At 29.8% G+C, this 23,260-nt stretch carries 25 protein-coding genes and 1 pseudogene; 8 read left to right on the plus strand and 18 right to left on the minus strand.

Annotated features, from left to right (window positions below; genetic code table 11):
• Nucleotides 1-45 precede the first annotated feature (45 nt).
• The 4 genes from ACJDU8_RS19430 to ACJDU8_RS19450 all read right to left on the minus strand — a co-directional run bounded on the left by ACJDU8_RS19430 (nucleotide 46) and on the right by ACJDU8_RS19450 (nucleotide 3,098).
• On the minus strand, nucleotides 46-909 hold the full coding sequence (locus tag ACJDU8_RS19430) for an SAM-dependent methyltransferase (RefSeq protein ID WP_406793828.1): 864 nt from the start codon (nucleotides 907-909) through the stop codon (nucleotides 46-48).
• 94 nt (nucleotides 910-1,003) lie between these two features.
• Nucleotides 1,004-1,558, minus strand: a complete 555-nt coding sequence (locus ACJDU8_RS19435) for a hypothetical protein (protein ID WP_406793829.1) — start codon at nucleotides 1,556-1,558, stop codon at nucleotides 1,004-1,006.
• A gap of 242 nt (nucleotides 1,559-1,800) precedes the next feature.
• Nucleotides 1,801-2,106 carry an SWIM zinc finger family protein gene (locus tag ACJDU8_RS19440; RefSeq protein ID WP_406793830.1) on the minus strand — a complete coding sequence of 102 codons (306 nt, stop codon included), beginning with the start codon at nucleotides 2,104-2,106 and terminating at the stop codon, nucleotides 1,801-1,803.
• A 350-nt stretch (nucleotides 2,107-2,456) separates the two neighbouring features.
• Nucleotides 2,457-3,098 carry a cupin domain-containing protein gene (locus tag ACJDU8_RS19450; protein WP_406793831.1) on the minus strand — a complete coding sequence of 214 codons (642 nt, stop codon included), beginning with the start codon at nucleotides 3,096-3,098 and terminating at the stop codon, nucleotides 2,457-2,459.
• Nucleotides 3,099-3,306: 208 nt separating this feature from the next.
• Between ACJDU8_RS19450 and ACJDU8_RS19455 the strand changes: the two genes are divergently transcribed.
• Together ACJDU8_RS19455 and ACJDU8_RS19460 are read left to right on the plus strand one after the other, a co-directional pair.
• Entirely contained in the window at nucleotides 3,307-3,444 is a 138-nt protein-coding gene (locus tag ACJDU8_RS19455; RefSeq protein WP_406793832.1) for a hypothetical protein, read from the plus strand.
• Between the two features lie 221 nt (nucleotides 3,445-3,665).
• Entirely contained in the window at nucleotides 3,666-3,920 is a 255-nt protein-coding gene (locus ACJDU8_RS19460) for a hypothetical protein (RefSeq protein WP_406793833.1), read from the plus strand.
• A gap of 106 nt (nucleotides 3,921-4,026) precedes the next feature.
• On the opposite strand, the gene ACJDU8_RS19465 is transcribed toward ACJDU8_RS19460, so the two are convergent.
• Entirely contained in the window at nucleotides 4,027-4,419 is a 393-nt protein-coding gene (locus ACJDU8_RS19465; protein ID WP_406793834.1) for a TIGR02328 family protein, read from the minus strand.
• 263 nt (nucleotides 4,420-4,682) lie between these two features.
• On the opposite strand from ACJDU8_RS19465, the gene ACJDU8_RS19470 reads away from it, so the two are divergent.
• On the plus strand, nucleotides 4,683-5,045 hold the full coding sequence (locus ACJDU8_RS19470; protein WP_406793835.1) for a BlaI/MecI/CopY family transcriptional regulator: 363 nt from the start codon (nucleotides 4,683-4,685) through the stop codon (nucleotides 5,043-5,045).
• Nucleotides 5,046-5,050: 5 nt separating this feature from the next.
• Nucleotides 5,051-6,259, plus strand: coding sequence for a M56 family metallopeptidase (locus ACJDU8_RS19475; protein ID WP_406793836.1), 1,209 nt, complete (start codon nucleotides 5,051-5,053; stop codon nucleotides 6,257-6,259).
• 138 nt (nucleotides 6,260-6,397) lie between these two features.
• On the opposite strand, the gene ACJDU8_RS19480 is transcribed toward ACJDU8_RS19475, so the two are convergent.
• From ACJDU8_RS19480 to ACJDU8_RS19495, 4 genes are all read right to left on the minus strand, one after another.
• Entirely contained in the window at nucleotides 6,398-7,144 is a 747-nt protein-coding gene (locus ACJDU8_RS19480) for a MerR family transcriptional regulator (protein WP_406793837.1), read from the minus strand.
• A 452-nt stretch (nucleotides 7,145-7,596) separates the two neighbouring features.
• Nucleotides 7,597-7,851 carry a TfoX/Sxy family protein gene (locus tag ACJDU8_RS19485; RefSeq protein ID WP_406793838.1) on the minus strand — a complete coding sequence of 85 codons (255 nt, stop codon included), beginning with the start codon at nucleotides 7,849-7,851 and terminating at the stop codon, nucleotides 7,597-7,599.
• Nucleotides 7,852-7,957: 106 nt separating this feature from the next.
• Nucleotides 7,958-8,548 carry a methyltransferase family protein gene (locus tag ACJDU8_RS19490; protein ID WP_406793839.1) on the minus strand — a complete coding sequence of 197 codons (591 nt, stop codon included), beginning with the start codon at nucleotides 8,546-8,548 and terminating at the stop codon, nucleotides 7,958-7,960.
• Between the two features lie 104 nt (nucleotides 8,549-8,652).
• On the minus strand, nucleotides 8,653-9,327 hold the full coding sequence (locus tag ACJDU8_RS19495; protein ID WP_406793840.1) for a polysaccharide deacetylase family protein: 675 nt from the start codon (nucleotides 9,325-9,327) through the stop codon (nucleotides 8,653-8,655).
• A gap of 559 nt (nucleotides 9,328-9,886) precedes the next feature.
• On the opposite strand from ACJDU8_RS19495, the gene ACJDU8_RS19500 reads away from it, so the two are divergent.
• Nucleotides 9,887-10,909, plus strand: coding sequence for an AI-2E family transporter (locus tag ACJDU8_RS19500; protein WP_406793841.1), 1,023 nt, complete (start codon nucleotides 9,887-9,889; stop codon nucleotides 10,907-10,909).
• On the opposite strand, the gene ACJDU8_RS19505 is transcribed toward ACJDU8_RS19500, so the two are convergent.
• From ACJDU8_RS19505 to ACJDU8_RS19520, 4 genes are all read right to left on the minus strand, one after another.
• Nucleotides 10,899-11,075: a hypothetical protein gene (locus ACJDU8_RS19505; RefSeq protein WP_406793842.1), complete on the minus strand. Its 177-nt coding sequence runs from the start codon at nucleotides 11,073-11,075 to the stop codon at nucleotides 10,899-10,901. The two genes, ACJDU8_RS19500 and ACJDU8_RS19505, sit on opposite strands and share 11 nt — an antisense overlap.
• A gap of 60 nt (nucleotides 11,076-11,135) precedes the next feature.
• Complete coding sequence (locus tag ACJDU8_RS19510; RefSeq protein ID WP_406793853.1) at nucleotides 11,136-11,855, minus strand: AAA family ATPase; 720 nt, start codon at nucleotides 11,853-11,855, stop codon at nucleotides 11,136-11,138.
• Between the two features lie 778 nt (nucleotides 11,856-12,633).
• Entirely contained in the window at nucleotides 12,634-12,843 is a 210-nt protein-coding gene (locus ACJDU8_RS19515; protein ID WP_406793843.1) for a helix-turn-helix domain-containing protein, read from the minus strand.
• An 11-nt stretch (nucleotides 12,844-12,854) separates the two neighbouring features.
• Nucleotides 12,855-13,328: a DUF2975 domain-containing protein gene (locus ACJDU8_RS19520; RefSeq protein ID WP_406793844.1), complete on the minus strand. Its 474-nt coding sequence runs from the start codon at nucleotides 13,326-13,328 to the stop codon at nucleotides 12,855-12,857.
• Nucleotides 13,329-13,835: 507 nt separating this feature from the next.
• Here ACJDU8_RS19520 and ACJDU8_RS19525 point away from each other — a divergent pair.
• Nucleotides 13,836-13,991: a hypothetical protein gene (locus ACJDU8_RS19525; RefSeq protein WP_406793845.1), complete on the plus strand. Its 156-nt coding sequence runs from the start codon at nucleotides 13,836-13,838 to the stop codon at nucleotides 13,989-13,991.
• 300 nt (nucleotides 13,992-14,291) lie between these two features.
• Here the strand turns inward: ACJDU8_RS19525 and ACJDU8_RS19530 are convergent, their stop codons facing one another.
• From ACJDU8_RS19530 to ACJDU8_RS19550, 5 genes are all read right to left on the minus strand, one after another.
• Entirely contained in the window at nucleotides 14,292-15,239 is a 948-nt protein-coding gene (locus ACJDU8_RS19530; RefSeq protein WP_406793846.1) for a hypothetical protein, read from the minus strand.
• 70 nt (nucleotides 15,240-15,309) lie between these two features.
• Nucleotides 15,310-16,236, minus strand: coding sequence for a Dam family site-specific DNA-(adenine-N6)-methyltransferase (locus ACJDU8_RS19535; RefSeq protein ID WP_406793847.1), 927 nt, complete (start codon nucleotides 16,234-16,236; stop codon nucleotides 15,310-15,312).
• 16 nt (nucleotides 16,237-16,252) lie between these two features.
• Entirely contained in the window at nucleotides 16,253-17,476 is a 1,224-nt protein-coding gene (locus tag ACJDU8_RS19540) for a DNA adenine methylase (protein WP_406793848.1), read from the minus strand.
• A gap of 371 nt (nucleotides 17,477-17,847) precedes the next feature.
• Nucleotides 17,848-20,094 carry an RNA polymerase recycling motor HelD gene (helD, locus tag ACJDU8_RS19545; RefSeq protein ID WP_406793849.1) on the minus strand — a complete coding sequence of 749 codons (2,247 nt, stop codon included), beginning with the start codon at nucleotides 20,092-20,094 and terminating at the stop codon, nucleotides 17,848-17,850.
• Nucleotides 20,095-20,665: 571 nt separating this feature from the next.
• The gene (locus tag ACJDU8_RS19550; RefSeq protein WP_406793850.1) at nucleotides 20,666-21,391 is read right to left on the minus strand and encodes an acetylglutamate kinase; all 726 of its coding nucleotides are present in this window, start codon (nucleotides 21,389-21,391) and stop codon (nucleotides 20,666-20,668) included.
• A gap of 165 nt (nucleotides 21,392-21,556) precedes the next feature.
• On the opposite strand from ACJDU8_RS19550, the gene ACJDU8_RS19555 reads away from it, so the two are divergent.
• Both ACJDU8_RS19555 and ACJDU8_RS19560 read left to right on the plus strand, forming a co-directional pair.
• On the plus strand, nucleotides 21,557-22,489 hold the full coding sequence (locus tag ACJDU8_RS19555; RefSeq protein ID WP_406793851.1) for a DUF2935 domain-containing protein: 933 nt from the start codon (nucleotides 21,557-21,559) through the stop codon (nucleotides 22,487-22,489).
• Nucleotides 22,490-22,739: 250 nt separating this feature from the next.
• Nucleotides 22,740-23,189: pseudogene (locus tag ACJDU8_RS19560) on the plus strand (PEP/pyruvate-binding domain-containing protein); the annotation flags it as partial.
• Nucleotides 23,190-23,260: the final 71 nt, after the last annotated feature.

Here is a 23,260-nt window from a genome sequence, read left to right on the forward strand (position 1 = left end):
TAATTGCTGCATTGGGATAAAAATCTGTACAATCTTGGTAGAATCTTATAACTTCTCCGCATAGACCATTCGCTCTACCGGCGTTGAAATAAGTATCCGCCCAGTAGGTTTAACATATTTCTCAGCCATTTCATCATAACCTATGTCCTCAATTATCCGCCAGCCATACTCTTTTAGAAAGCTCGGCCATGCTCCCGGCTCCATACCGAAAATCCAAATATTTTTGGTTACATAATCTTCGTAAATCTTATCCCATCCATACCTGGCTCGTCCTTCAATAAAGTCTTTACGAACATATGTGAAAGCAAGACGACTACCACTTGAAGCTTTAGCTAGAAAATCAAAGGTAGCTCTAATGCCTTCTTCTGTCAGATACTGTGTAACAGCCTCCCATATAAAAAATGTCCGTTCATCTGTTGAATACCCATGTAATTTCAATATGGTACATATATCTTCGGTATCGAAGTCTATTGGAGCAAGCTTCACATGGGAGGGAATTGCTCCAAATACCTTGATAAGTCGGATTTGCTTGGGTTTGATGTTCTTCAGTTGGTCTAGCTCCCAAACAGGTATTTTTGAAAGCTCCGGTAACCGATACGCCCGAGTGTCAAATCCAGTACCCAGATTTACTACCGCGTTAATATTATTAACCGATTCCATTAGTTTCTCATCTATATATCTTTTTCTGCACATCATACATCCCCATAAGCCAGGAAAGCTTTTCTCTGCGGCTCGAACCATCCAATTTCTAACCGAATTAAACCGTGCCAACCATACAAAGCTTCTTCCAAACGGCAGTATACCATATGCCAGCCCATCTTCGATAATGCGTTCCTTCTTTGGAAAATATTGCTCAATAGCTACCATCACTGTTGGGTCTGCTCCTGTTTTAGCTGCTGCTCTTGCCATAATATACCCCTCCTTAAAGATAATCCATAACCTATCTTTTGTATTAACGTGCGTTTAACTAAATACCTTTTCGTTCACTTTGCCATAAATATATTTATCTAACTTTACTAAGTTCATCTAAAAACGCTGGTCTTTTCCTATATAAAGCACTTAACTCATTTATCATACACTCTTGCTTCTTCTTTCCAGCTATCTTTTTATATTTCTCAATTATTTCACATACTATATCAAATAATATTCGGAGCATACTTTCATTACTGTACTTATTATAATTATTATCAGAATTTTTATCCACTAAATATTCTATTTTCATTCTTAATTTTTCCCTAAATTCTTCTACATCAGCAAATTTTACACATAGTCTCAGCATGTCAATTCTATATTCGTCCCATTCATCAAAAACCTTGCTGTCACTTTGCCCAAGTAACTTATTAAATACTCTTTCTCTTAGATTTACATCTGAAGCATCTATTCCAACTGCAATTTCTTCTACCAATCCTATAGTTTCTGTTACCAAAGAACCTATTTCTCCATTAGAATCATCTGCATATTGGAAGGCTCCAATAGCTTCATCAAGCAGTAAAAAAGCAATATCCAAGGCTAACAGTATATTCTGTGTATTTCTTACTTTTTCTAATAGCTCTTCCATATCACTAACAAAATCACGGGTTTCTCTGTATCTAATAAAACCTTCTCTTCCCGTATATTTTGTTACAATAGAATCTATAAGATTTTTGCATTTTTCAAGTTCCTGTTTATCATTACCTTTCGAGTATCTAGCTATGAGGCTATTTTTTAAGGTTGTATCCTTTCGGGTTATATCTATTATAATTCCAATTAGTTCTTCTTTAGAAAGATTGTCTAAAACTCCTTTAATCTCTGTCTGCTTTACTACTTTTTTTTCATATTTGTGCTGTTATACTCACTATTAAAAATTTCAAATAGTTGAAAATAAGCTGCTACTTGATGTTTGCATACAGGCCCCAAATCATAAGAACAATCACACTGGGAATACACTATTTCTCCCTCATCATCTATCTTTATTACAACCTCATAGTCTTCACTTCCTCGAATTTGAAAAATATATTCATTATCTCCTTGATTACAGATTTCAATTATATTCCCTTCATTATAGTAGTCATACCCTCTATCCAAAATTGTTTTATTTGTATGCTTCTGAAAATTATTTATGTTCATCTTCTATTCCTCACTCTCGAATAATTACTAATTGTCAGCTGATTTGAAGTTCTTGAAGTAGCTATACAGTAACTCTTCAGCTTTCTTTATACCTTCATCTGTAAAATACACTGATTTGGATTTATACCCACCATTTACACATCCTATCCTTTTGTTTCCATATTTAAAAGGTTACTTTAGTTATGATTATAACATTAAAAAATCTATCATATCATGGAATATCTTGTTTCATAACTAATCTATTTGTCCCATAAATTAAAAAACACCATAAAATCCTTTTGATAATACGGTGTTAAAAATAATTCTTCTCTTTTTTAGTTATTACTTCACATCTTAAGTTGTAATCTCAATTAGTGATGATTCTTTTCAGCAGCTTCTGCATCTGCTTTAGTCACATGAACTGTATTGCGCGGATGCTGAGGTGGTGCATAAATAGAATACACTTTAAGTGGTTTATTACCTATATTGATAACATTGTGCCATGTACCTGCAGGTATCATTATGGCAAAATCATCATATACTTTCTTTTGAAAACTCAACTTATATTTACTACTTCCCATTTTAACAAGTCCTTGGCCTTCTTCAACACGTATAAACTGATCGACATTTGGATGAACTTCTAAACCAATATCATCACCCACATTGATGCTCATCAAGGTAACTTGCAGATGGTTTCCTGTCCATAAGGCAGTACGAAAAGTATTATTTTGCTTAGCAGCTTTATTAATATCAACTACAAAAGGTTGTGGTCCATAGTCCTTCAATTCAATTGAGTCATTACCTTTTATTAATTGTGAAGAATCAGACCTTGAACCATGCTCGATTCCGTCATCAAAAGGAATATACGAATCATTAAACTGCTCCCAAGAATCATGATCATACATTGTATTAGCGAAGTAGGAACACGGATAGGCGTTATACATACTGCCTGAGTTATGCATTTGTGCATTAATGCAATAATGGCATGGATACTTTCTATAAATATTATACATATTGTTCCTTTCTTTCATAGTCTTACGAAATTATAATATGTTCTAAATTTTAAAAATGTGATTGTATTCATTATAAATGAAACCGTATTCTCAATGATACATCAACACATGGAATATTGTAATAATGGGGATAAGCTGTGAATAATCCATAAAAATAGAGCATAGATTGACAAGTTAATACAAATACTAATGTAGAGGTGTGATAATGATGGTTAATAAACGTAAAGTAAAAAATAAACAGTACGAGAAGTTAGGTATAAAGAAAAATTCAAATGGAGATTTTGAGTATATAAATCCAGAAGACAGAAACAAATCAAAATATAAATCCGTAAGAAAAGAGCCTTAATGTAACCATGAGGCTCCTTTTCATTTCCAAAACAAAACGAAGTTTACTCCTCAGATATTTCTTGAAAACAGATGTAATTTGATGTTATCTGCTAAAGTTGTTCAACTTCTGGAGCAAATTATTCTCTTGTTTTATTTAAATTTCAATATCAATTCATATTCATATCCATAATTTCTAATGGCATAAAATATATAGAGCAATATTATCAGGAGGTGTCCAATTTGAAATTTATCTACAAAAATAAGATGTTGTTTGTATCTGCTTTAATCTTTATTTTGTCAATGTTGTCATTTTCAATGACATTTAAGATGACAATTCCGCCTATTCTAGGACAATTTAGTCCGCGGAATGTAATACAGCTTGGTGGTAAACCTAATCCATGGAGATTTTACAAACTGATTTTTATACTAACATTAATTTTATCAATTATTTGTTTTATGAAGGCAAAGAAAAACCTTAAGCTAAGTAATTTATAAAACATATTATTCTAATTAATATTTTAAGGTCTTTATAAAACTTTGCTTAAGACCTTAAAATATTTAGTATTATATTGGTATTGAATATAACGTAACTCTATATCTCTTATTTTCTTATAATACTTGATATTAAAATGCCTTTACCCTCTAAATTCTTTAAACATTCTTTTAAGTATCTATCGTCATGCTCTGGATAAATTGGACTGAGATTCTTAATCCTATTCACCTTAAACAAATCTAAATTAGCTTTATTACATTGTTTGCCTCTGTAATTACAATCGCTCCATTCTGATGATACGTTATAACATCTTAGTTTCATTTCTTCCATAACCTTAAGATGATAAGCTACTAAGTATTCTGGTTCATGTGTAAATACATAATCCACAATTCTATGTTTCTTTCCCCAACTATTCCCTCTTAATGCACAACATTCTCTATGTTGCCCCAGTAATTGTTGGCGTGGCAGCTGTGGTATTAGTGATTGGTGCCATAGCCTCATTATATAAACTCCTCCTTAATCTGCCAGTCTTTCTAAGCTCCATAAAATATATTTCATATGCTTCCCCATCTTCCCCTATTCTTATACCATAATTATATCCACCGGATATCAATGGCCATAGACTTTATTTACAAATATTAAAAAACTAAATAAGAACATATGGATTAGTAATCACATCACAATTTCATGAAAATATTGACACTGCGACAATTGTCGTATATACTTTATTTAAGATAAAAAATAAAAGAAAGGTTGATTACGAAATGAAAAAGCTTCCCAGAACAGAACTTGAAATAATGAAATTTATCTGGAGTAGAAATGATACAGCATCTACAAAGGATGTGGCCAAATATATGGAAGAAGTCTTAGGTTGGAAACTCAGTACTACATCTAAAACTTTATCAAGGCTTGTAAAAAAAGAATTTCTTGTTACAGAACGAATAGGTAAACAATCTTATTATACATCAATAGTAGAAGAAAATGATTACTTAAAATTTGAGACTAAAGATTTTTTTAATTATCTTCATGGAAAGTCATTAAAAAGTATACTATCCACACTTGAGGAAAGTGATGAAATTACCGATGAAGATTTAGATGAGCTTGAAAGATGGATAAAGAATAGGTAATTGGTATGAGCCATATTTTTTTAGAAGTTTTAAGAACAAGTTTATTAGTGGGAATATTAATATTTGGAATAATTATTACAAAAGATAAATTTTTAGCTAAGTATAGTCATGAATTCAACTATTTTTTAGCTACTATGGTTATTGTAAGAATGCTTTTAGTAGTCAGCATTAAACTTAATATAAATATAAGTGATTTAACAAATAAAAGTTACGCTGCTTATCATAGAGTTATATATAGTCTCACCGAAACTCATCTAAACAATATAAATACAATTGACTACACCTATATTACAATGTTGATCTGGATTATAGGATTGACAGGAGTTTTGCTATATTATGCTTGTTTCCAGGGAAAATTTTACTTAAAAATTAGAAATAATATTAATTCTGTGAAAGATACAAGAATAGAAGAAATTTTAAATAATGAAAAAATAAATTTAAATATAACTAAAGATATAAAAGTAAAAATAGTAAAAGGAATTTCTTCACCGGCTATAATAGGAATACTAAATTCTACAATAATTGTACCTGAACAACAATTTTCAACTAACGAATTAAAATGGATATTCAGACATGAGCTGGTTCATTTTAAAAGAAAAGATAATATTATAAAGCTTCTGATGATATTATCAATAGCATTACATTGGTTTAATCCATTAATATATATATTCAGAAAATTTTTTAATGAACAATGTGAATTATCCTGTGATGAAGCAGTTATCAGCGGTTCTAAAACGGAGGATATTAAAGAATATGCATTACTTTTAGTAAAATCCGCCAGGTATAGAAACACACTTAAACTTTCCATAATGTCATCACAATTAACCAATAAAAAAGTAAATATAACGAAAAGGAGAATAGAAAATATGCTAAGTTTAAAGTCAAAGAAAAAGGGAATGGCAGCTGTTGCCATATCATTAGCTGTTATAGGAAGCTCTCTATTTGCATTAAATATCAATAAAATATCAGCAACATCTCTAGAAAATAATACTAATACGGCAACTGAAAAAAAATCAAATCAAAACAATAATAATTATACAGACAGAAGTACAGTAGTAAAAAGAAGCGCAATAGTAACGTTAGAAACATATGCCTATAAAAACGCTCCAGAGGAATTGAGAAAAGAACATGAGGAAAACTGCAGGACACTTAATATAGAAGTCAAGGATTCAGATGTAATTGGAAAATTTGTTTCAGTAGTTTGGGATAAATGATTTATCAATGCCAGGTGGGGCAGGGAGGTTACTGGGTTCGTCCATCCATTATCAAGATATCATACTTACCCAGCAGCATTTCATTCAACAACTTAATAATTTCTCTGCCGCTAAAAACAGATAGCCACAGAATCTTTATTAATTTGAAGCTGCATACATATCTGCCACAATACAAAGGTAGTAGGAAAGCCCAATCATCTGATTTTCAAGCATATTTCTATGAAAATCATCATCTAAAAAAAACCTTGTCTGCGCTGCAAATGACTTAACATTAATACTATGACCATAATTATTTAAAAATGTAATATGGTTTTTCAATCTTTCTCGTACCCTTTTGTCATCAGCCTTCCATCCCCCTTTAAGGGCATCTCTTATATAATCAATAAATTGCTTTGCTTCCACAGCTTGTTCATTCATGTTATTCACTTGAGCTTCCTGTACCACTGGCATATCATAGCCGTATTTATCTTTAATATATTTGTTTTGCTCTGAAAGTGCATCTTTCCATTCTTCTTTATCAAACCCTTTAAACATTGCAGATTTATCCATAACTTCTCCTTTCCTCCCAAGGACAATCGATTCATTTATGGTCTTTAGCAGACAATCCAGCCTCTGTTCGCGCGCAAGGATCAGTTCCTGTTGTTTAGCTAAACACTCTAATCGATTCGGTTCATCCTTCAGTGCTTTTTTGATATCATTCAGTGAAAAATCAAGCTCACGGTAGAATAATATCTGCTGCAAACGTTCAAGTTCTTCTGTCCCATAGAGACGATATCCGGCATCATTTATCTTACATGGTTGCAGCAATTCTATTTTATGATAATGATGGAGTGTTTTTATGGTAACTCCCGTTAACTCTGCAACTTCTTTCACCGTGTATAACATAATTCTTCACCTCATAAATAATCATAATCCCTCCCCCAAGGTAAGAGTCAAAGTTTTCATGAAAATTTTTATGTAAAATTTTTGATATTTATTATAAAAGTAATGTCTCAATTAGATTTACTAGAAAAACAACTCCATACACAGTTATTTCTTGGAGTAATCATGGTGGAGATCCGAAAGTTAGAAGTATGAAATATAGAAATTCCTATATTGGTATTGATGAGAATGGAAATGTTATAGATTGGGTTAACAATGGTGATTTAAAATTGGCATCTCAGTGAACTATAACGTAAGTCCACGAAGGACTGTTGCAAGTTTTGCAACAGCCTTTTTATTGACTATAAATAATAAAAAAGTTATATCACAACTTTCAGATTACATCATTATGTTAATGAACTATACATAATCATGTAAAAATCAGGTGCTTTAATTCCTCAAAATTTTTCTTTTAGTTATCTTACTGTATTATAAAACTCTCTTAGTTCATTTTTTACTTCGTTTGAAAGACTATGCCATCTAATTCCTTGTATTGCGCCTTCTATGGCACATAATCTATTGATGCACGCTGAATTGTCTATAGCTTTAATATCTAGCCAAGCCTGTTTACTTCCGATTCTTTTTAATTGTCCAACTGTTTCTATTCCAACTTCATTAAGCTGTGCTTCTAATTTTTTACCTATATTAGGCAATTCACATAATTCACCCAACAACTTTTCCTCCTCTCAGTACAAACACCGTATTCAGGTAAAACGTCCAATAAATTTCCACCTTTTTTCACATATAATCTCATGATATAAATTCAACTTTAAAATTTCAGAATATAAACGGTATTAAAGCCCAGCTTTCAGCAATGTATTTTCTATATTCTTCACCAAACTCTTTCATTAAAAATTTTTGTTCATTGTTGATTTTAATAATGTAAATCAGTAAAATAATAATAAATCCTACTAATGAAGCCATAGTTCCAAAGGTAATAAATGTACCAAAAAAACCAAAAATAATTCCTGTATAAATCGGATTCCTAATATACTTATATGGACCACTCCGAACTAATCTTTGCCCTTCTACCTTTTGTATGGCTCCACTCCAATTTCTTCCTAATGTTACCCTTGCCCAAACAGCAAATAAAAGAGATGTTATTAAAATTACAACACCAGTATATTGAACCGTCAAATTATCAGAGATACTCTTGTTCCAGAAAGTAATATGTCTAAATTGAAATAAGGTAATAAAAAACGCTATTATAACAAAACTTAAATGAACAATCCTTTGTGTATTTCTTTGTCCACTGGATACTTTTTTTACTCTTAAGCGAGTATACATAGCAGATAATATCCAATAGCCCCAGAATATGTTCCAAATGTACGTACTTAAACTAGTTCTGCTCATTTTTTCTCCTTTCACCTAGACACCTTTTAGCATCTAAGAAGTTATTTGTTCTTCATAAACTCCAAAATTGTAATAACATTTGTAAATATTATATCACAAATTACTCAAGACACCTGCCTTTATAAATCCCTGACAAGAATAAATCTATATCCTTTTCTCTTAAGAACGGGTAAAACAGTTTGAAGGGCTCTTATTGTCTTTATAGGCGAATTTTTCGAGCCCCTACCATCGTGTAATAATATGATGTCACCAGATTTTACATTGTTCATAAGTTTCTTTTTTATGTAATCTTCAGTTACCCATCTACTCCAATCCATAGCATGAATAGACCAAAGAATAATCTGCAAATTATTGGCCTTAGCATAATAATTCGTTAATGGATTAAATATTCCCCAGGGAGGTCTAAAAAATTTAATTTTTACACCTAAATTATTCATAATATTTAAAGCTTTACAAAAATTTTTTCGTGTTTGATATGGCAATGAAAAAATTGCATTTGTATGCTTTAAAGAATGAAGTCCAATGTAATGTCCCTCATTTTCAATACGCTTAATTATATCAGGATACTTTTGTGCATTTTCTGCAAGGACAAAAAATGTACATTTTACATTATTTGTTTTAAGCACATCCAAAAGTTTTGGTGTATACTCAGGATTAGGTCCATCATCAAAAGTTAAAGCAATAACTTTATCTTTTGTAGGAGCTTTTTTAATTATTTTATTTGAAAAGCCTCTGTAGTATAAGCTAGGTGCTATGGCATAGCCTAGAATCAAAGAAAATATATCGAAATTCATGCTACCAACTCCTCTTTCTGGGCATATATATAAAATATGTCTATGGTTATAACAATATGCTAAATAAAGATATACTTGTTATCCAACCTATATTTGTTATTTATCTTCAAAATACTCCACAATTTTTTACGTAATTTATTTTATCCGAACGCTACCATCGCTAACATCCCCCTCTTCTTTAAAGTGGGGGATAAGCACTGCTACGCGCCTGGATAAGTTCTTCTCCTAAAGGATAACGTATTCTAAGTGCTAAAGACACTAAGAATACTGTTAATAAGTTTCAGATGGAGAAAAGTATTTCTCATAAGCAAACTCCACCTGAACCTAAGAATCACTTGATACCAATTTTACACCTCTTTACAAAAAATTAATACCCTAAAATGCATTACTAATTTTTTGTTGATAAATGGTGTCATGGAATTATCCATTAAACTAATACTTTAAAAAATAAATTTAATGAAATTTTAATTCTCTTGAAATATAATAAAAATAAGGTATACTAAATTTAAAATATAGTTTTTAACAAACCATTATGAACCCTTAATTAGAAGGAGAACAAATGAATCTATTTATTGATAATCTAAAAAATATCTTTAAACTTGAGACAGTTCAAAAGATTATAGCAATATCATTTATTGTTATACTTTTGTATTTTCTACGTGATTCTATCAACATAATATTATTTACATTTCTATTTTCTTATTTAATATACACTATGAATAAAGTTGTTGGTAGATTATTATATAAGTTAACCCCACTAATACGAAAGTTATTTTCTGTACTGATATATGTTACTTTAATATTATCTATTATTTTATTACTGTGTAATTATATTCCTAAAGCTATAGAACAGGCTACCACATTGGTTACACAAATAACAAGTATAAATCTAAATTCAAATAGTACTGATAAAATTATAGAATTTATCAAGCCATATATTAAAGATTGGAATATAGGTCAAATAATTGAAAAAGATAGTAACACATTACTAAGTACAATTTCCGATATAGGACAATTTAGCTTGAATGTAATTCTTGCATTAGTATTAAGTATAGTCTTTAATATGGAAAGAAAAAATTTGGCAGCGGCATTTGAGAATGCAGAAAAGAGCAGTAAACTAAGTATATTTAAATATCTTAAAGCCTATGGAAAAAGTTTTACAGATTCATTTGGTAAAGTTATAAGGACTCAACTAATTATAGGACTTTTTGATGCCACACTTTCAGTAATCGGTCTAGTCATACTTGGTTTTCCACAAGTATTAGGATTAGGTCTAATGATATTTGTTTTAGTGCAAATCCCTGTAGTTGGCATAATGATTGCGCTTGTACCACTTTCTTTAATTGCTTTTCAAATAGGTGGTTTTGTAAAAATATTTCAAGTACTAATAATGGTGATAATACTTCATTTAATTGAGAATTATATATTAATACCTAAGCTGATGTCAGATAGCATAAAAATTCCTAAATTTTTGGTATTTGTTATTTTAATATTATCAGAAAAATACATAGGTCTATGGGGTCTTTTACTTGGCATACCATTATTTATGTTTGTACTAGACATATTTAATATTAAACTATAAACGACTGTACAAAGGTATGTACTTTAACATTATCAGGAGTTATATTATTTGATAAAGATTCAAGATCATTTTCTATTTCTGATGTAGTTGAATATCTTGCTATTGCTTTTGGATTGTTTAATCGTTTTAGCCAAGCTTCATTTAATTTTGGATTTTCCTTTGGCATAACATTAGCAAAACGCTTATTCCAAATCTTATAATTATAAAACTCATTCAGGAAAATCCTTCAATTGAGAAGCATTTGCAACATTTTTTCTGGTCTATCAAGAAAGGCTTTCGTAATCTTATAATGTTCAGTATCCTTGTATTTTACTTTTTTTATTCCATCACTTAATTCATAAATTATTGAATCTGGATAAGACATTATTATAGGAGAATGAGTAGCTATTATGAATTGAGAACTTTTCTGTATTAATTCATCCATTATAACAATCAGAGACATTTGTCTTGATGGTGACAATGCTGCTTCTGGTTCATCTAAAATATATAAACCATTTCCACTAAATCTATTTCTAATAACTGATAAAAAAGATTCTCCATGAGATTGTGAATGTAGTGAAACCCCTCCATATGAACTGGAAGCATCTATTTCATCTATATTTGTAGCTACATTATAAAGACTTTCTGCTCTTAAGAAAAAACCATCATTGGGTCTTTTAACCCCTCTAACTAACTTAAGATTCTTATATAGGTCTGAATGAGTATCTTTTGTTGAAAAGTTAAAATTTATTGTTCCACCTTCTGGATTAAATCCATATGCTAGCGCAACGGCCTCAAGTATTGTTGATTTACCAGTACCATTTTCTCCTACTATATATGTTACTTTTGGATGAAACTCCAATATGGATAAATCCCTTATGGCTGATAAACAATATGGATATTTAGAAAATGCTTGTATTCTTTCTCTACGTAATTCAACATATCTTAAATACTGATTATATTTCATTGAGTCCAATTTGTACACCTCCAGAAGTGCTGTAAATAAGGTTTAATTCAAGCTACTATAACATTATAATGAAGCCATAACTAATTCTAGTATATCATGAAATTTGAGGCACTCAAATTGAATTATTTAAATATTCCTAAAGATATAGTTCACCTTTATTTATAGTTCCGCTCAGCACATCACTACTTCTGTAGGTATACCAGAGCCTTCTACAATATCTTCTGTAGTTAGCTATTACTCTTAATAAATAACTTGTACATATCACTGAGTACATTTTTGATGTCTTATTCTATATGAGATATCAGCTTTGCAGAACCCAAATAATTCCACATACTTTAAAACAACCCATCCATACGAAAGATAATTTTCCAAATTTTGTATACACATAGAAATAAGCACCTTAGATGACAGGTGCTTGTCTCTTTATAATACTTTATAGCAACAAAGGAGCTATTAATAAATTATTTTATATCTTTATTCTTAAAATTTCCTTAAAAATGAGAAATAGTCAACTTATATTTTGGGTTTTTCTGCATTGGAGCCCCATTTAACCCTTCAATAAAAGCCTTCATACTAATTTATAGCACTAAACTACATATTCCCAGTATATTAAATCTAAATTTACGCACCCTATTTATATAAGAACTTTCCCATACTAAAAATCTTGTATTAACATTTTGATTCTTCATATAATCAATATTTTTCTTTATGCCAGGGATGGATAATCCTTGGCGTTTAGTTTTATCATAAAATTCACTGTTATTTTAAGTTTTCTCCATTAATCATTTTCTTTATATTCCAGTAAATCTCCCGGTTGACACTGTAATTCACGACAAATTGCTTCAAGAGTAGAAAATCTTATTGCCTTTGCTTTGTTATTTTTTAATATAGATAAATTTGCGTTTGTAATTCCAACTTTCTTCGCTAATTCTGAAAGAGACATTTTTCTCTTTGCCATTATAACATCTAAGTTAACTATAATTCTCATCTTATTCTCCATTATATTGTTAAGTCATTTTCATCTTTTATTTTTATAGCTTTTTCAAATATATCTCCTGTAACTAAAAAAACACATCCTAATATAATAAATACTAATATATCAGGTTTAACGGAACCATTCTTATTTATAACAAATAATATTCTAAAGCTTCTACTAATTATATTATTTATCATATCCACAAATCCTATAGCAAAAATATAATATGCTATTCTTCTAAAACTTTTCACATTGTTAATTATAAATGGTTTTTCTTCAAATACTTTATTTAATATATTTTTTAATTCATAAACTATTAATAAGTAAAATGCACAGTCTATTATTGCAAATACGTGCGTCCTTAAGTCTAAACTACTAAATTGAGACATTGAAAAAACAGTCACCAGAGAAAAAGTCACTAGCGCTATTACTCCCATTACTAAAATTATATCTAGAAGTATCTCTAAAAAAAATAAATAGCCTTTATGATTAATCATATTACAAACCTCCAATTTTTAAATATATCTCTCTATTATATTATAACTAGATTTTAATTGTTATTCAATACTATATTATTATTTATTAATATTTTTTTATTGTATTACAATATGATATTATTCTGATTACTCAATAGACCAGTCTCATTATGTGCATTTGTTATCCTCTCAACAACTTGTTCAATCTCCTTTTGTTAACAAAAAAGACACTCAGAAGAATGTCTTTTTTCATATTCTCAGGTATTCTATATAAGAACATTACAACCTAAACTAACAATAGACATAGCAAAAATTCATGTAAAACCCTCTATTTAACGTCATAGCGGCCACATTCTTTTATCTTAGATTAGAATAAATCATAATTGCACAAACCTATAAATAACATAAACTTCACATAATTACCCAGTATTATCCCCATAATTATTAGTTACAATTTATTTCAAAGCAAAGTTAAATAAAGCAATTAAAGAACATATTAATATAATAAAAACTTTAGGAGGGTTTTTTATGTGGGAAATTTCTTCAATTATGATTGTTGTTTTTATGATGTTATTTACTTTAGCACTTTGTAGAACTTCTTCCATGGCAGACGAACAATATGAAAAAATGTACAAAGAAGCTATAAAGGAAGTTGCTGAAAAAAATATATGTCTGTTTAGGTAATACCCTTCTAAGACTTCGTCCTTGGGTATTTACTTACAATTACTAATTATGGGTGGTAATTATTTATTCTTATTAATATGTAAAAATAAGCGTCCTAAATACTGGCACTTATTTTTATGTGGGTAGATAATTATCATCATATTGTAAGGATTATTAACATTTTGCATAACCATAGTTTATCATGGGTACCATGGGTATTATTATATTCACTAATTGTTATAATATTATTTGGTATACGTTAAATAAATATTTACACACATCTAAAAATACCTAGAATCAACTAAGTATCTTTTTAGATCCTTAGCCATAATTTATTTTATTGTATTTCCAATTATGAAAAAAATCCTCATTAAAACACTTTCTTTTATTATTGTAAATTCTCAAATAATCCTTATCTGAATAATTATAATTATCCATCATTTTCATCCACCCAATGAATTCATCATATGTAAGATTGTATTTATACTCTTTTCTAATACCCTTTTTATTATCTAAATTTAATATTTCGGAAATTCCTATACCTTCATTAGTATCATCACTATAATTAATCAAATATAATCTTCCATTAAGCTTCTCTTTTACATTCCACAAGCTAATAAATTTTTGTCTATTATCTGTTTTGTAGCCTGTCCAACAATATCTCATTGGATGAGCTGTATAATTCGTCACACCACTATTTTCTCTTTTCAAAAACTCGTATATAATGGTTTCATCTGTAGAATTAATATACTGAAATAAATCCAGATCAAACCCTTTTGTTGTATATTCTCCTAACATATTTTTCGTGATTTCTAATCCATTATCATCATTTCCATTTATACTACTATCTATCTTTTTTAAAGTTTCTAAAACAAATGTATCTTTATTTTCTTTCCTTACGGCACCTAATTTTTTAGATTTTTTATCGACACCATCTATATTATTTATTCTGGTGAATTTCTCCCTAAATTCATTATAATCCATAATTTTCTGTTCATTATCCTCTGTCTTCAGGTAATAATATATTTTTTCAAGTTTTCTATCATAAATTATAATGAATAGATAACAACATTTTCTTTCTGATAAATCATATAATATATTTAGTTTATGTAAATAATTATCATTTATATAATTATTAGTAAATTTATAATCTTGTTGCTTAAATTTATAGATAAACTCATTTAAACTTTCAACTAAATAAAATTCAAATATGATAAGCTTGTCCTTTTTCTCAATATATTGAATTCTGTCTATTTGATAAATACCCAAAATTATCCCTCCACATACATTATATAACTTATTATAAAAAAATCCTATATTTTTAAATATAGGATTAAATCTAATAATTTGTTATTAGAACTTCGATATTTTTGGCATTTCTATGTTCTGATTTCTTTTGATAATTTGAATTTTTATAACTAAAATCTAAATGATTAACATTATACTTTCTACTCCAGTTAATTAATATTTCATTTTTTATTCCCTTACTTTCTATAACATTGGATAATGCAAACTTAATTTTTTTACTATGAATATAATCTAATAATTCTAATAATGCTTTTTCTTTTTTATCATTCCATCCATCTTGTTCATTATACGCAGCATTACTGATTAGATAAGGTGGATCAGCATAAATAACTGTATCTTTTTCTTTATCATAAAATTCAAATTCCCTAAAATCACTCATAACAAACTTTGCATTAATATCTTCTATTCTATCAATAAAGCTTAAAAGATTTTTTCTAATCCTATCATTAAAATCTCTTTTTCCTACTGGTATATTGCATTTTCCCATCTTGTTAAATCTGATTTGATTATTAAAGGCAAAAATTATTATTGTATAAAATAATATATCGTTATAAAAATTATCTTCTTCTCTGCAATTATAATCTTTTCTCATTTTTAAAAAATTGATTTTATTATATTCGCCTAATCCATTTGAACTTGAACAATTATAATAATCATATCCATGCCTAGAGGACTGAGAAAGTCCATATGTATTAATTATGTTTTCTATTGTATGTAAAATATAATCTTTATCATTATCTTTAAATGTCTCAAATAGTCTCATAAGTTGCTTTTGATTATCTATAAAAATTACCTCATTAAATTTTGCATTTATTCCCACATTACATCCCCCACAAAACAAATCTATAAATCTATTTGTGCTATCAGGTAGCATGGGTAGTATTTGATCTAGGAGCTTATATTTACCCCCTGTGTAATTTAAAGGTGATTTGATTAAATCGTTCATATAAAATTTCAAACTTCTACCTCTTTTCTTATGTGCATTTACATAGAAATATTCTTTCTTTATGCTCAACTAGTTTAGTTTTGCCTGTAGTGAAATATTGAAAGTCTGTGTCAAATACTTTAATTTTACCTCTTTTATTCAACGATTCTAAAATTTCTTCATCAGAAATTTTAGAATTTGACCTACCATTACCCTTTTCTGCCATATCATTATAAGAAACTAGTATATATTTTGTATCTAAGTTCTGAACTAAATTATCAAACACTAATGGTGCCTTAACAGTGCAATATTTACTTTTAATTTTACTTCTATCTATCATCTTTTTTGCTACCCCAATTACTTGGGGTTTTTTCCACTCCGCAATGTTCTCTAATAAATGGTAAGAATCAGAATATTGCCTAGAATTATACGGAGTATCAATATATGTAATATCTGATGAAATTTTTTTTACAAGTTCATTTGCATCTTCTTTATATATTTCATTATTATTATTAGAATAATCATCAATAGCTGGCATTTGTAATTTTACTGCCTGTAAACTATCTATTTTTTTTCTAAAGGCATCATAGTGTCCACATGTATTGGCGACTTTATCCACAGCATAAATTAGTGATGTAATTAATATTGCCTTTTCTCTAAAAGTCAATGAAGAACTCAATAGCTCTATTTCATGTCTTATATTTCCAATCTTTTTAGCATTTTCTGTTGTAAAATATTTACCGCCAAAATTCTCAGATACATAATTTTCCTCATTAGCTTCTAAATGATTAAATTCATTTATCAATTTAATCATTTTTGTTTTATCATATTCTTCATTACTGAACCATGTTTTATAAGCCAGATAATTTGAACATAATATATCATTCATAATTACTTTATTATCTTTATTGTTAAAAGTATATCCTACAACTCCAGTTCCTCCAAATATATCACTGAAGACATGAAATTTTCCACATTCCTCTTTTACAATATCTTTTATGAAATTTATTAATTTATATTTACTTCCTAAATATCTTCTATTATTTATGTATAATTTTTTTTCCTCCTGAATTTTAATTGTTTCAGATTTATGTTTTTTTAATTTTATAATTTGTTCAATTTCATTTAAAGATTCATCTGTCCAAATTCTCCATCCTCTCCAATCTTTTTCAGGCTCAGATATAAAACCGTTTTTAATCCAATTATACAATGTCTGTCTAGAGACATCATACTTTTTTAGCAAGTATAGTGTCTTATAAGTACTTGGAATCACTTTTCCTTTTCAATCCTTTCTTTAAAATATGCATCATATGCATCGTATTACTTTTACTATTATATAGTAACATATGTAATTTTAATTCTCTACTGTTTTCAATAATAGCTGCAATTCGTAATATACACTGTATGCACTAAATATTCATATGTTTTTATATAAATATTAGAGAATTTTCTATATTAGTCCAAATTACGAATTGCAGAATAGTAAACACACATATTTAAAAACCTAGTTTCTCCCCAACAAGAATTACTTTGATTCAACCTTTAGACACAGACCTACTTGTAATTACAAACTGACTACAGCTATCTTCTACTACTTTAGAAAGATCGCCAAAAATTGAGTAGTCCTGCTTAGCAGTAATAAACTTAATAACTTCCTTTCAGCAGTGGTGTAATCTTACCGGAATAGTATATGCATAAAGTATGAAGCGCTCTAGTACAGATAGTATAAAGCAGCAGTCTTTCCTCTTCATAACTATAATTTCCATCTCCTGCATTATATATAAGCACCACATCAAATTCTAATCCTTTAGAAAGGTAAGATGGAATTACCAAGGTATCACTTACATATTCATCATCATCCTTCATTATGGATTTAACATGAACTTTATCTTTTAGGAAACTATACAACTCTTCTGCTTCTTTTACGGTCCTTGTTATGATACCAATTGATTTGTAACCTTTCGCGTTATATATTTTTATATCCTCAAGAAGTTTTTCTTTTATAGCCTCTTCATCTATGAAACCAAGGAGTAAAGGCTCCTCTCCACTTCTTTCTACGCATTCATCAGAAATCTCCTTATTAAGCAGCCTTCTTGAAAACTTGGTGATTTCTATTGTTGATCTGTAGCTTTTGGTTAAGTTTATTATGCAGGTATTATCTTTTGAAAATATGTTAGATATATTACTATAATCTCCTACATTCATAAACGGATTGATGGATTGATGTAAATCTCCCAGTATGGTGATACTGGCAGACTCGAAAAGCTGATGAAATATCTCATACTGTAACGGTGTATAGTCCTGTGCTTCATCAATAATAACATATTTGATTTCTGAGGTTTTGGGAAGCTCACCGATGGCACCTTTTAAATATAGAAGGGGCGGCTGATCCTCATAATTAAGTATTCCAGTATTCAGATTTTCTAGAGTATAGCTTTTGATTTCATCAATTTCCGTCTCACTGTATTTAGTATTTGAACTTGTATAAAAAAACTCAAATTTCTCAAAAAGCTTTTTATAAATATCCACCAAATCAAGTTCTGTCGTCCTATCAATTTCATAATAAATATTCTTCATTTCTTCCTTTACAATAAGTGTACTTCGCTTCATAATTTCTACTTTATCCATATAAGAATCTGAATCCTCAAGATTGCTAGCCACTTCTTCTATCCGTAGTTTTTTATAAGGCTCTACAAGGAATAAAATTCTTTCTCTTATCTTTTCAAGCCTCCTTTTCAGCGGAAGCTGTATATAATCCTTAAAAAATAATTCTTGTATATCCTTAGAGGAAATTATCAAATTACCTCTGAAAATGATATTTGTAAAATTTCTATCCATCTTTTCCAGATAAGATACATATTGTTTTAATATATTTACAAATTCCATGGAAGACTTAAATTTTATATTGTCGATTCTCTTTTGGTAAGAATCCTGCTTCTTAGAAACGAGGATGTATTCCATCATCTCGCAATAGTTTTCCTTTATAAGCTCACTGCCTAAGGCCATATGCATATATTCCCTAAATGTAGTCTGGTACATATTGTCTTCTCCAAGCTGTGGCAATACATTGGAAATATAATCATTAAAAATATTATTGGGAGAGAATATTACTATATTTTGAGGCTTTATTTTATCCCGATGTTTATATAAGAGATAGGCAATTCTATGAAGAGCAACAGAGGTCTTTCCGCTTCCAGCAGGACCTTGGACAATCAGATTTTTGTACTCCTCATTACGGATTACTTTATTCTGCTCTCTTTGAATAGTTGTTACTATTGTCTTCATTTTACTATCAGTGCTTTTACTTAAGATATCTTGCAGCACTTCATCATCTATCTTAAGATTACTGTCAAACATATACTCAATTTTACCATCATTAATTTTATACTGTCTTTTCAGTGTAAGCTTTCCATCTATAATTCCTTCAGGACATTCATAACTAGCCTCTCCAATTTCGTAATCATAAAACATATTGGAAACTGGTGCACGCCAGTCATATATGAGAATATCGTAATTATCATTAATAAGATTCGAGATTCCAATATAATACTTTTCAGCTTTCTTATCTCCCTTTTCAAAAAAATCAATTCTTCCAAAATAAGGTGATAAAAGCATTCTCTCATACTTTTTCTCAAGTTTTCTGGTAAACTCATGGCTTCTCTTCTCCATTTTCATTGTATTGATAAATTGCATAAAGTCTACAATCTGCTGCAGTCCGTTACTTACGGAAACAGAACCTATATCCTGCCACAGTTCCCTTTGTGTTTTAATGGCATCCTTTTTAAACCTTTCTTTAAAATCATGTTTTTCATTAAATTGTTTTCGAGCTTCTTTAAGCACCTCCTGTAGCCATTCATTTTCAAGCTCCCATTTAACATCATTCCTGTTCATGATATACTCCCTCCTTTTTAACGAATAACTGAGTAAGATTTTTTCAAATACTGTTGACATCATTGTTATAAGGGTGTATAATGTAATTAGAGGATTATATTATACTTTTTTATAAGGGTGACATTAAACTTAGTGTATCACTTTTATTTTATCGTGTCAATATAAAGGCATTTGTTATTGGGCAAGTGTCTTTTTGTGATGTGCTTTTGATATGCATGAATATTTATTTAACATATACGAAATAATATCATAACAATTATTAATTATAATAATACCTATAAGCAATAGGCCAAATAATGCTGCAGACTCCAATTATGCAAAAGGTTATATCTCTTATGGCATTGTAGAAATAAGTACCAAATATATTGTTGGTGCTTATTTTTTTTATTATGTAGATTGTGGGATATAATGGCTATTGCACGCACTATCTGTAAAAAGGAAACTTACTACTTCTTCTGAAAAGACTACTGGGTAGGATTAATAGAAATGATTAAGCCTGTATCCTAACGAAAGAATATAAGCTTAATATTAATATGGTAAGAGCTTTGTTATTTTTGATATACTAAAGTAATTATCTTATAAATTTTCTCGGGAATTGTTTAATAATACCTTTTGCCATTACATCAGCCATTTTTAGGGCTTGTTTCTCAATTTCATCGTATAATTTGATACCTTCCGCATAATTTCCTGTAAGTATATCAACTGCCTCAGATTTAGTTAGTTTTAAGTGTTCATGCAGCATTGTTTGCCAGTCTCCCTGAGACCAATAAGGATTTATTCTACCAAGGAAATTAGCAATTTCATCTGCATTGGCATACCATCTTTTTTCAGCATTTGCAGCTGCTTGATTATTGCCAGCCTTAGCAGCCTTGACCAGTTCAGCAGCTATAATAAGATGACTTTTAAGCAAATCTCTAAATTGAGAAGCAATTCTATCTCCGTAGAAAGGTTTTAAGGCTTTCTCAAAATCTACGGGATTTCTAAGAAGCCGCTGGGTAACAAGATTCACATCTGGTAAACCTGCTAGTATACTTATTATGGTGATTCTTGTCCACACAATATGTTGCTCCCAGAGCATACGTAGAGTATTTATTAAATCTACTTCTGATTTAGTGATTTTTGTAGGAATAGTAGAATAACTTTCATTGTAATCTCCATATCTAGAATATAAACAATTAAAATTTGAGCCTGGATTTACTGTAGTGATTGGATAAATGTTAGAAGGATATCTTTTGGTTGGCAATCCTCGATTGTATGGTTGAATAGTACAGAAAAATTTTCTTATTGGACATAACATTTTATTACTCCTTTAATAATCCTTACATTTTTTATAGTATGCTTATGTAAACAGGAAAGTTCTATAACTATAAATATTTTAGATAGGTAAGGTGACTTGTACTCACACTAAATGACAACAATTAATATAATGATATCGAAAAAAATTTTTTAAGGGGAATTGACTATGCTATCTAGAAGTGAGTTTATACGCCACTCACTGGAGTTACATCTTTTTTTTGCAAGGATCATGAAAGAACATTCATTCTTTTTAGAAGTGGGTTTTACACCAGTGGATTCACGTTATGTGGAGCAGGCAGATAACTTACGAAAGGAATTTGATAAACTTTTAGCAGAAGCTATATATCTATCTAATGGGGTTGTTAACCCTAGTGTGTTACAGTCTGGTGAGGTAATAACGCCCTTTACATTAAAAGCAGAAATGGTTTCAGCATATTTTACAGGAGTAGATATTGCAGTCAATTTGACAAAAGCAGAGGCAGGTTTGATGGGAGGTGTCCCAATGACAGGTAATCTTATGCTTGAACAAAGAGTATTTATGCTTAATCAGAGAGCTATGGTGTTAACCAAAGCTTTAGCAGAGTTTAAAACTAAGTTATTATCAGATGTTTTATCTTGTAGGATATTTACAACTAATTATCCTTTACTTATCGATCATATTTTAAGGGAAGCAAAGTTTTATTTTATGCTGGTTCAAAGACTGCAAAATCACGGAGAAATAAACGTGGAAAAAGAGGCTTATGAACAAGAAACATTCTGGAATAGAATTATGGCTGAACATTCGAAATTTATTCGTGGGCTTCTTGATCCAACTGAAAATGAACTTATAAATACAGCAAATAACTTTGGTAATGAATTTGATAAGTTGACAAAAGAGGCAAAAGAGGCCATGGATAAGGCAATGCCCATTTCAAAAATTACAGATGATAGCCTGAAAGCAACCATGGAAATAAGCAAATTTAAGGCACAAGGTACGCAGGGATTGGTAGAATGTAAAATTAAGTCCATAATAATACCATTGTTAGGCGACCATACTTTACGTGAAGCAAATCACTACTTACGTTTATTGAAAATATTCACAAAAACCAATAAAATTTAACCCTAAAATGCGAAATGAGACTTTTGACGTGTTTTTACTACGCCAAGGGTCTTTTATTTTTGTCTAAGGAGGAGAAAATGCTAATAATAACCATTTTAGTCACGTTTGTTCCCCTCCAGTTTAATTATATCATATGAAATTTTTAAATAACAGGCTTATAATTTCCTCTTATTGTGTGTATTATAGGAACAGATATCACGTCATAGAGAATTACTTCATCCATACCTGGAAAAGAGGAAGGAGAATATGTATGAATTCATATGTACTTAGTTTTCAGGAAATTGACAAAACAAAGCTTTCCATAGTGGGGGGTAAAGGCGCCAACCTAGGGGAACTATCCAAGGCTCTCGGGATCCCAGTACCAAAAGGTTTTTGTGTCACCACGGAAGCATATAAAAAGATAACTGGAAATAATAAGGAACTTAACAGTTTATTAGATGAATTATCACATCTTAGAGTAGAAGATAAGGAAAAAGCTGGTGAAGTTAGCAAGAAAGTTCGCATGGTTATCGAAAGAATATCTATTTCTAAGGATATAACAGAAGAGATCGCGGATTATCTCACAAAGTTTGGTGAAAAAGATGCCTATGCCGTGCGTTCCAGCGCAACTGCAGAGGATTTACCGACGGCCTCCTTTGCCGGCCAGCAGGATACGTATTTGAATATTACGGGGAAGGAGGCAATCCTAAACCATCTGACGTATGGACAGTTTAATGTAAATTAATGTATAAAACATTTACAGGATAAAATTATGTAGAAAACCGCCTTAAA

This window comes from Candidatus Clostridium eludens (assembly GCF_045310515.1).
Lineage (GTDB): Bacteria > Bacillota > Clostridia > Clostridiales > Clostridiaceae > Clostridium_B > Clostridium_B eludens.

Excerpts from the sequence above, each read along its gene's own strand:
- ACJDU8_RS19430 (WP_406793828.1), bottom strand. The coding sequence starts at position 909 with ATGGCAAGAGCAGCAGCTAAAACAGGAGCAGACCCAACAGTGATGGTA.
- ACJDU8_RS19435 (WP_406793829.1), bottom strand. The coding sequence starts at position 1,558 with ATGGAAGAGCTATTAGAAAAAGTAAGAAATACACAGAATATACTGTTA.
- ACJDU8_RS19440 (WP_406793830.1), bottom strand. The coding sequence starts at position 2,106 with ATGAACATAAATAATTTTCAGAAGCATACAAATAAAACAATTTTGGAT.
- ACJDU8_RS19450 (WP_406793831.1), bottom strand. The coding sequence starts at position 3,098 with ATGTATAATATTTATAGAAAGTATCCATGCCATTATTGCATTAATGCA.
- ACJDU8_RS19455 (WP_406793832.1), top strand. The coding sequence starts at position 3,307 with ATGGTTAATAAACGTAAAGTAAAAAATAAACAGTACGAGAAGTTAGGT.
- ACJDU8_RS19465 (WP_406793834.1), bottom strand. The coding sequence starts at position 4,419 with ATGAGGCTATGGCACCAATCACTAATACCACAGCTGCCACGCCAACAA.
- ACJDU8_RS19470 (WP_406793835.1), top strand. The coding sequence starts at position 4,683 with ATGAAAAAGCTTCCCAGAACAGAACTTGAAATAATGAAATTTATCTGG.
- ACJDU8_RS19475 (WP_406793836.1), top strand. The coding sequence starts at position 5,051 with ATGAGCCATATTTTTTTAGAAGTTTTAAGAACAAGTTTATTAGTGGGA.
- ACJDU8_RS19480 (WP_406793837.1), bottom strand. The coding sequence starts at position 7,144 with ATGTTATACACGGTGAAAGAAGTTGCAGAGTTAACGGGAGTTACCATA.
- ACJDU8_RS19495 (WP_406793840.1), bottom strand. The coding sequence starts at position 9,327 with ATGAATTTCGATATATTTTCTTTGATTCTAGGCTATGCCATAGCACCT.
- ACJDU8_RS19500 (WP_406793841.1), top strand. The coding sequence starts at position 9,887 with ATGAATCTATTTATTGATAATCTAAAAAATATCTTTAAACTTGAGACA.
- ACJDU8_RS19505 (WP_406793842.1), bottom strand. The coding sequence starts at position 11,075 with ATGCCAAAGGAAAATCCAAAATTAAATGAAGCTTGGCTAAAACGATTA.
- ACJDU8_RS19510 (WP_406793853.1), bottom strand. The coding sequence starts at position 11,855 with ATGAAATATAATCAGTATTTAAGATATGTTGAATTACGTAGAGAAAGA.
- ACJDU8_RS19515 (WP_406793843.1), bottom strand. The coding sequence starts at position 12,843 with ATGAGAATTATAGTTAACTTAGATGTTATAATGGCAAAGAGAAAAATG.
- ACJDU8_RS19520 (WP_406793844.1), bottom strand. The coding sequence starts at position 13,328 with ATGATTAATCATAAAGGCTATTTATTTTTTTTAGAGATACTTCTAGAT.
- ACJDU8_RS19525 (WP_406793845.1), top strand. The coding sequence starts at position 13,836 with ATGTGGGAAATTTCTTCAATTATGATTGTTGTTTTTATGATGTTATTT.
- helD (WP_406793849.1), bottom strand. The coding sequence starts at position 20,094 with ATGAACAGGAATGATGTTAAATGGGAGCTTGAAAATGAATGGCTACAG.
- ACJDU8_RS19550 (WP_406793850.1), bottom strand. The coding sequence starts at position 21,391 with ATGTTATGTCCAATAAGAAAATTTTTCTGTACTATTCAACCATACAAT.
- ACJDU8_RS19555 (WP_406793851.1), top strand. The coding sequence starts at position 21,557 with ATGCTATCTAGAAGTGAGTTTATACGCCACTCACTGGAGTTACATCTT.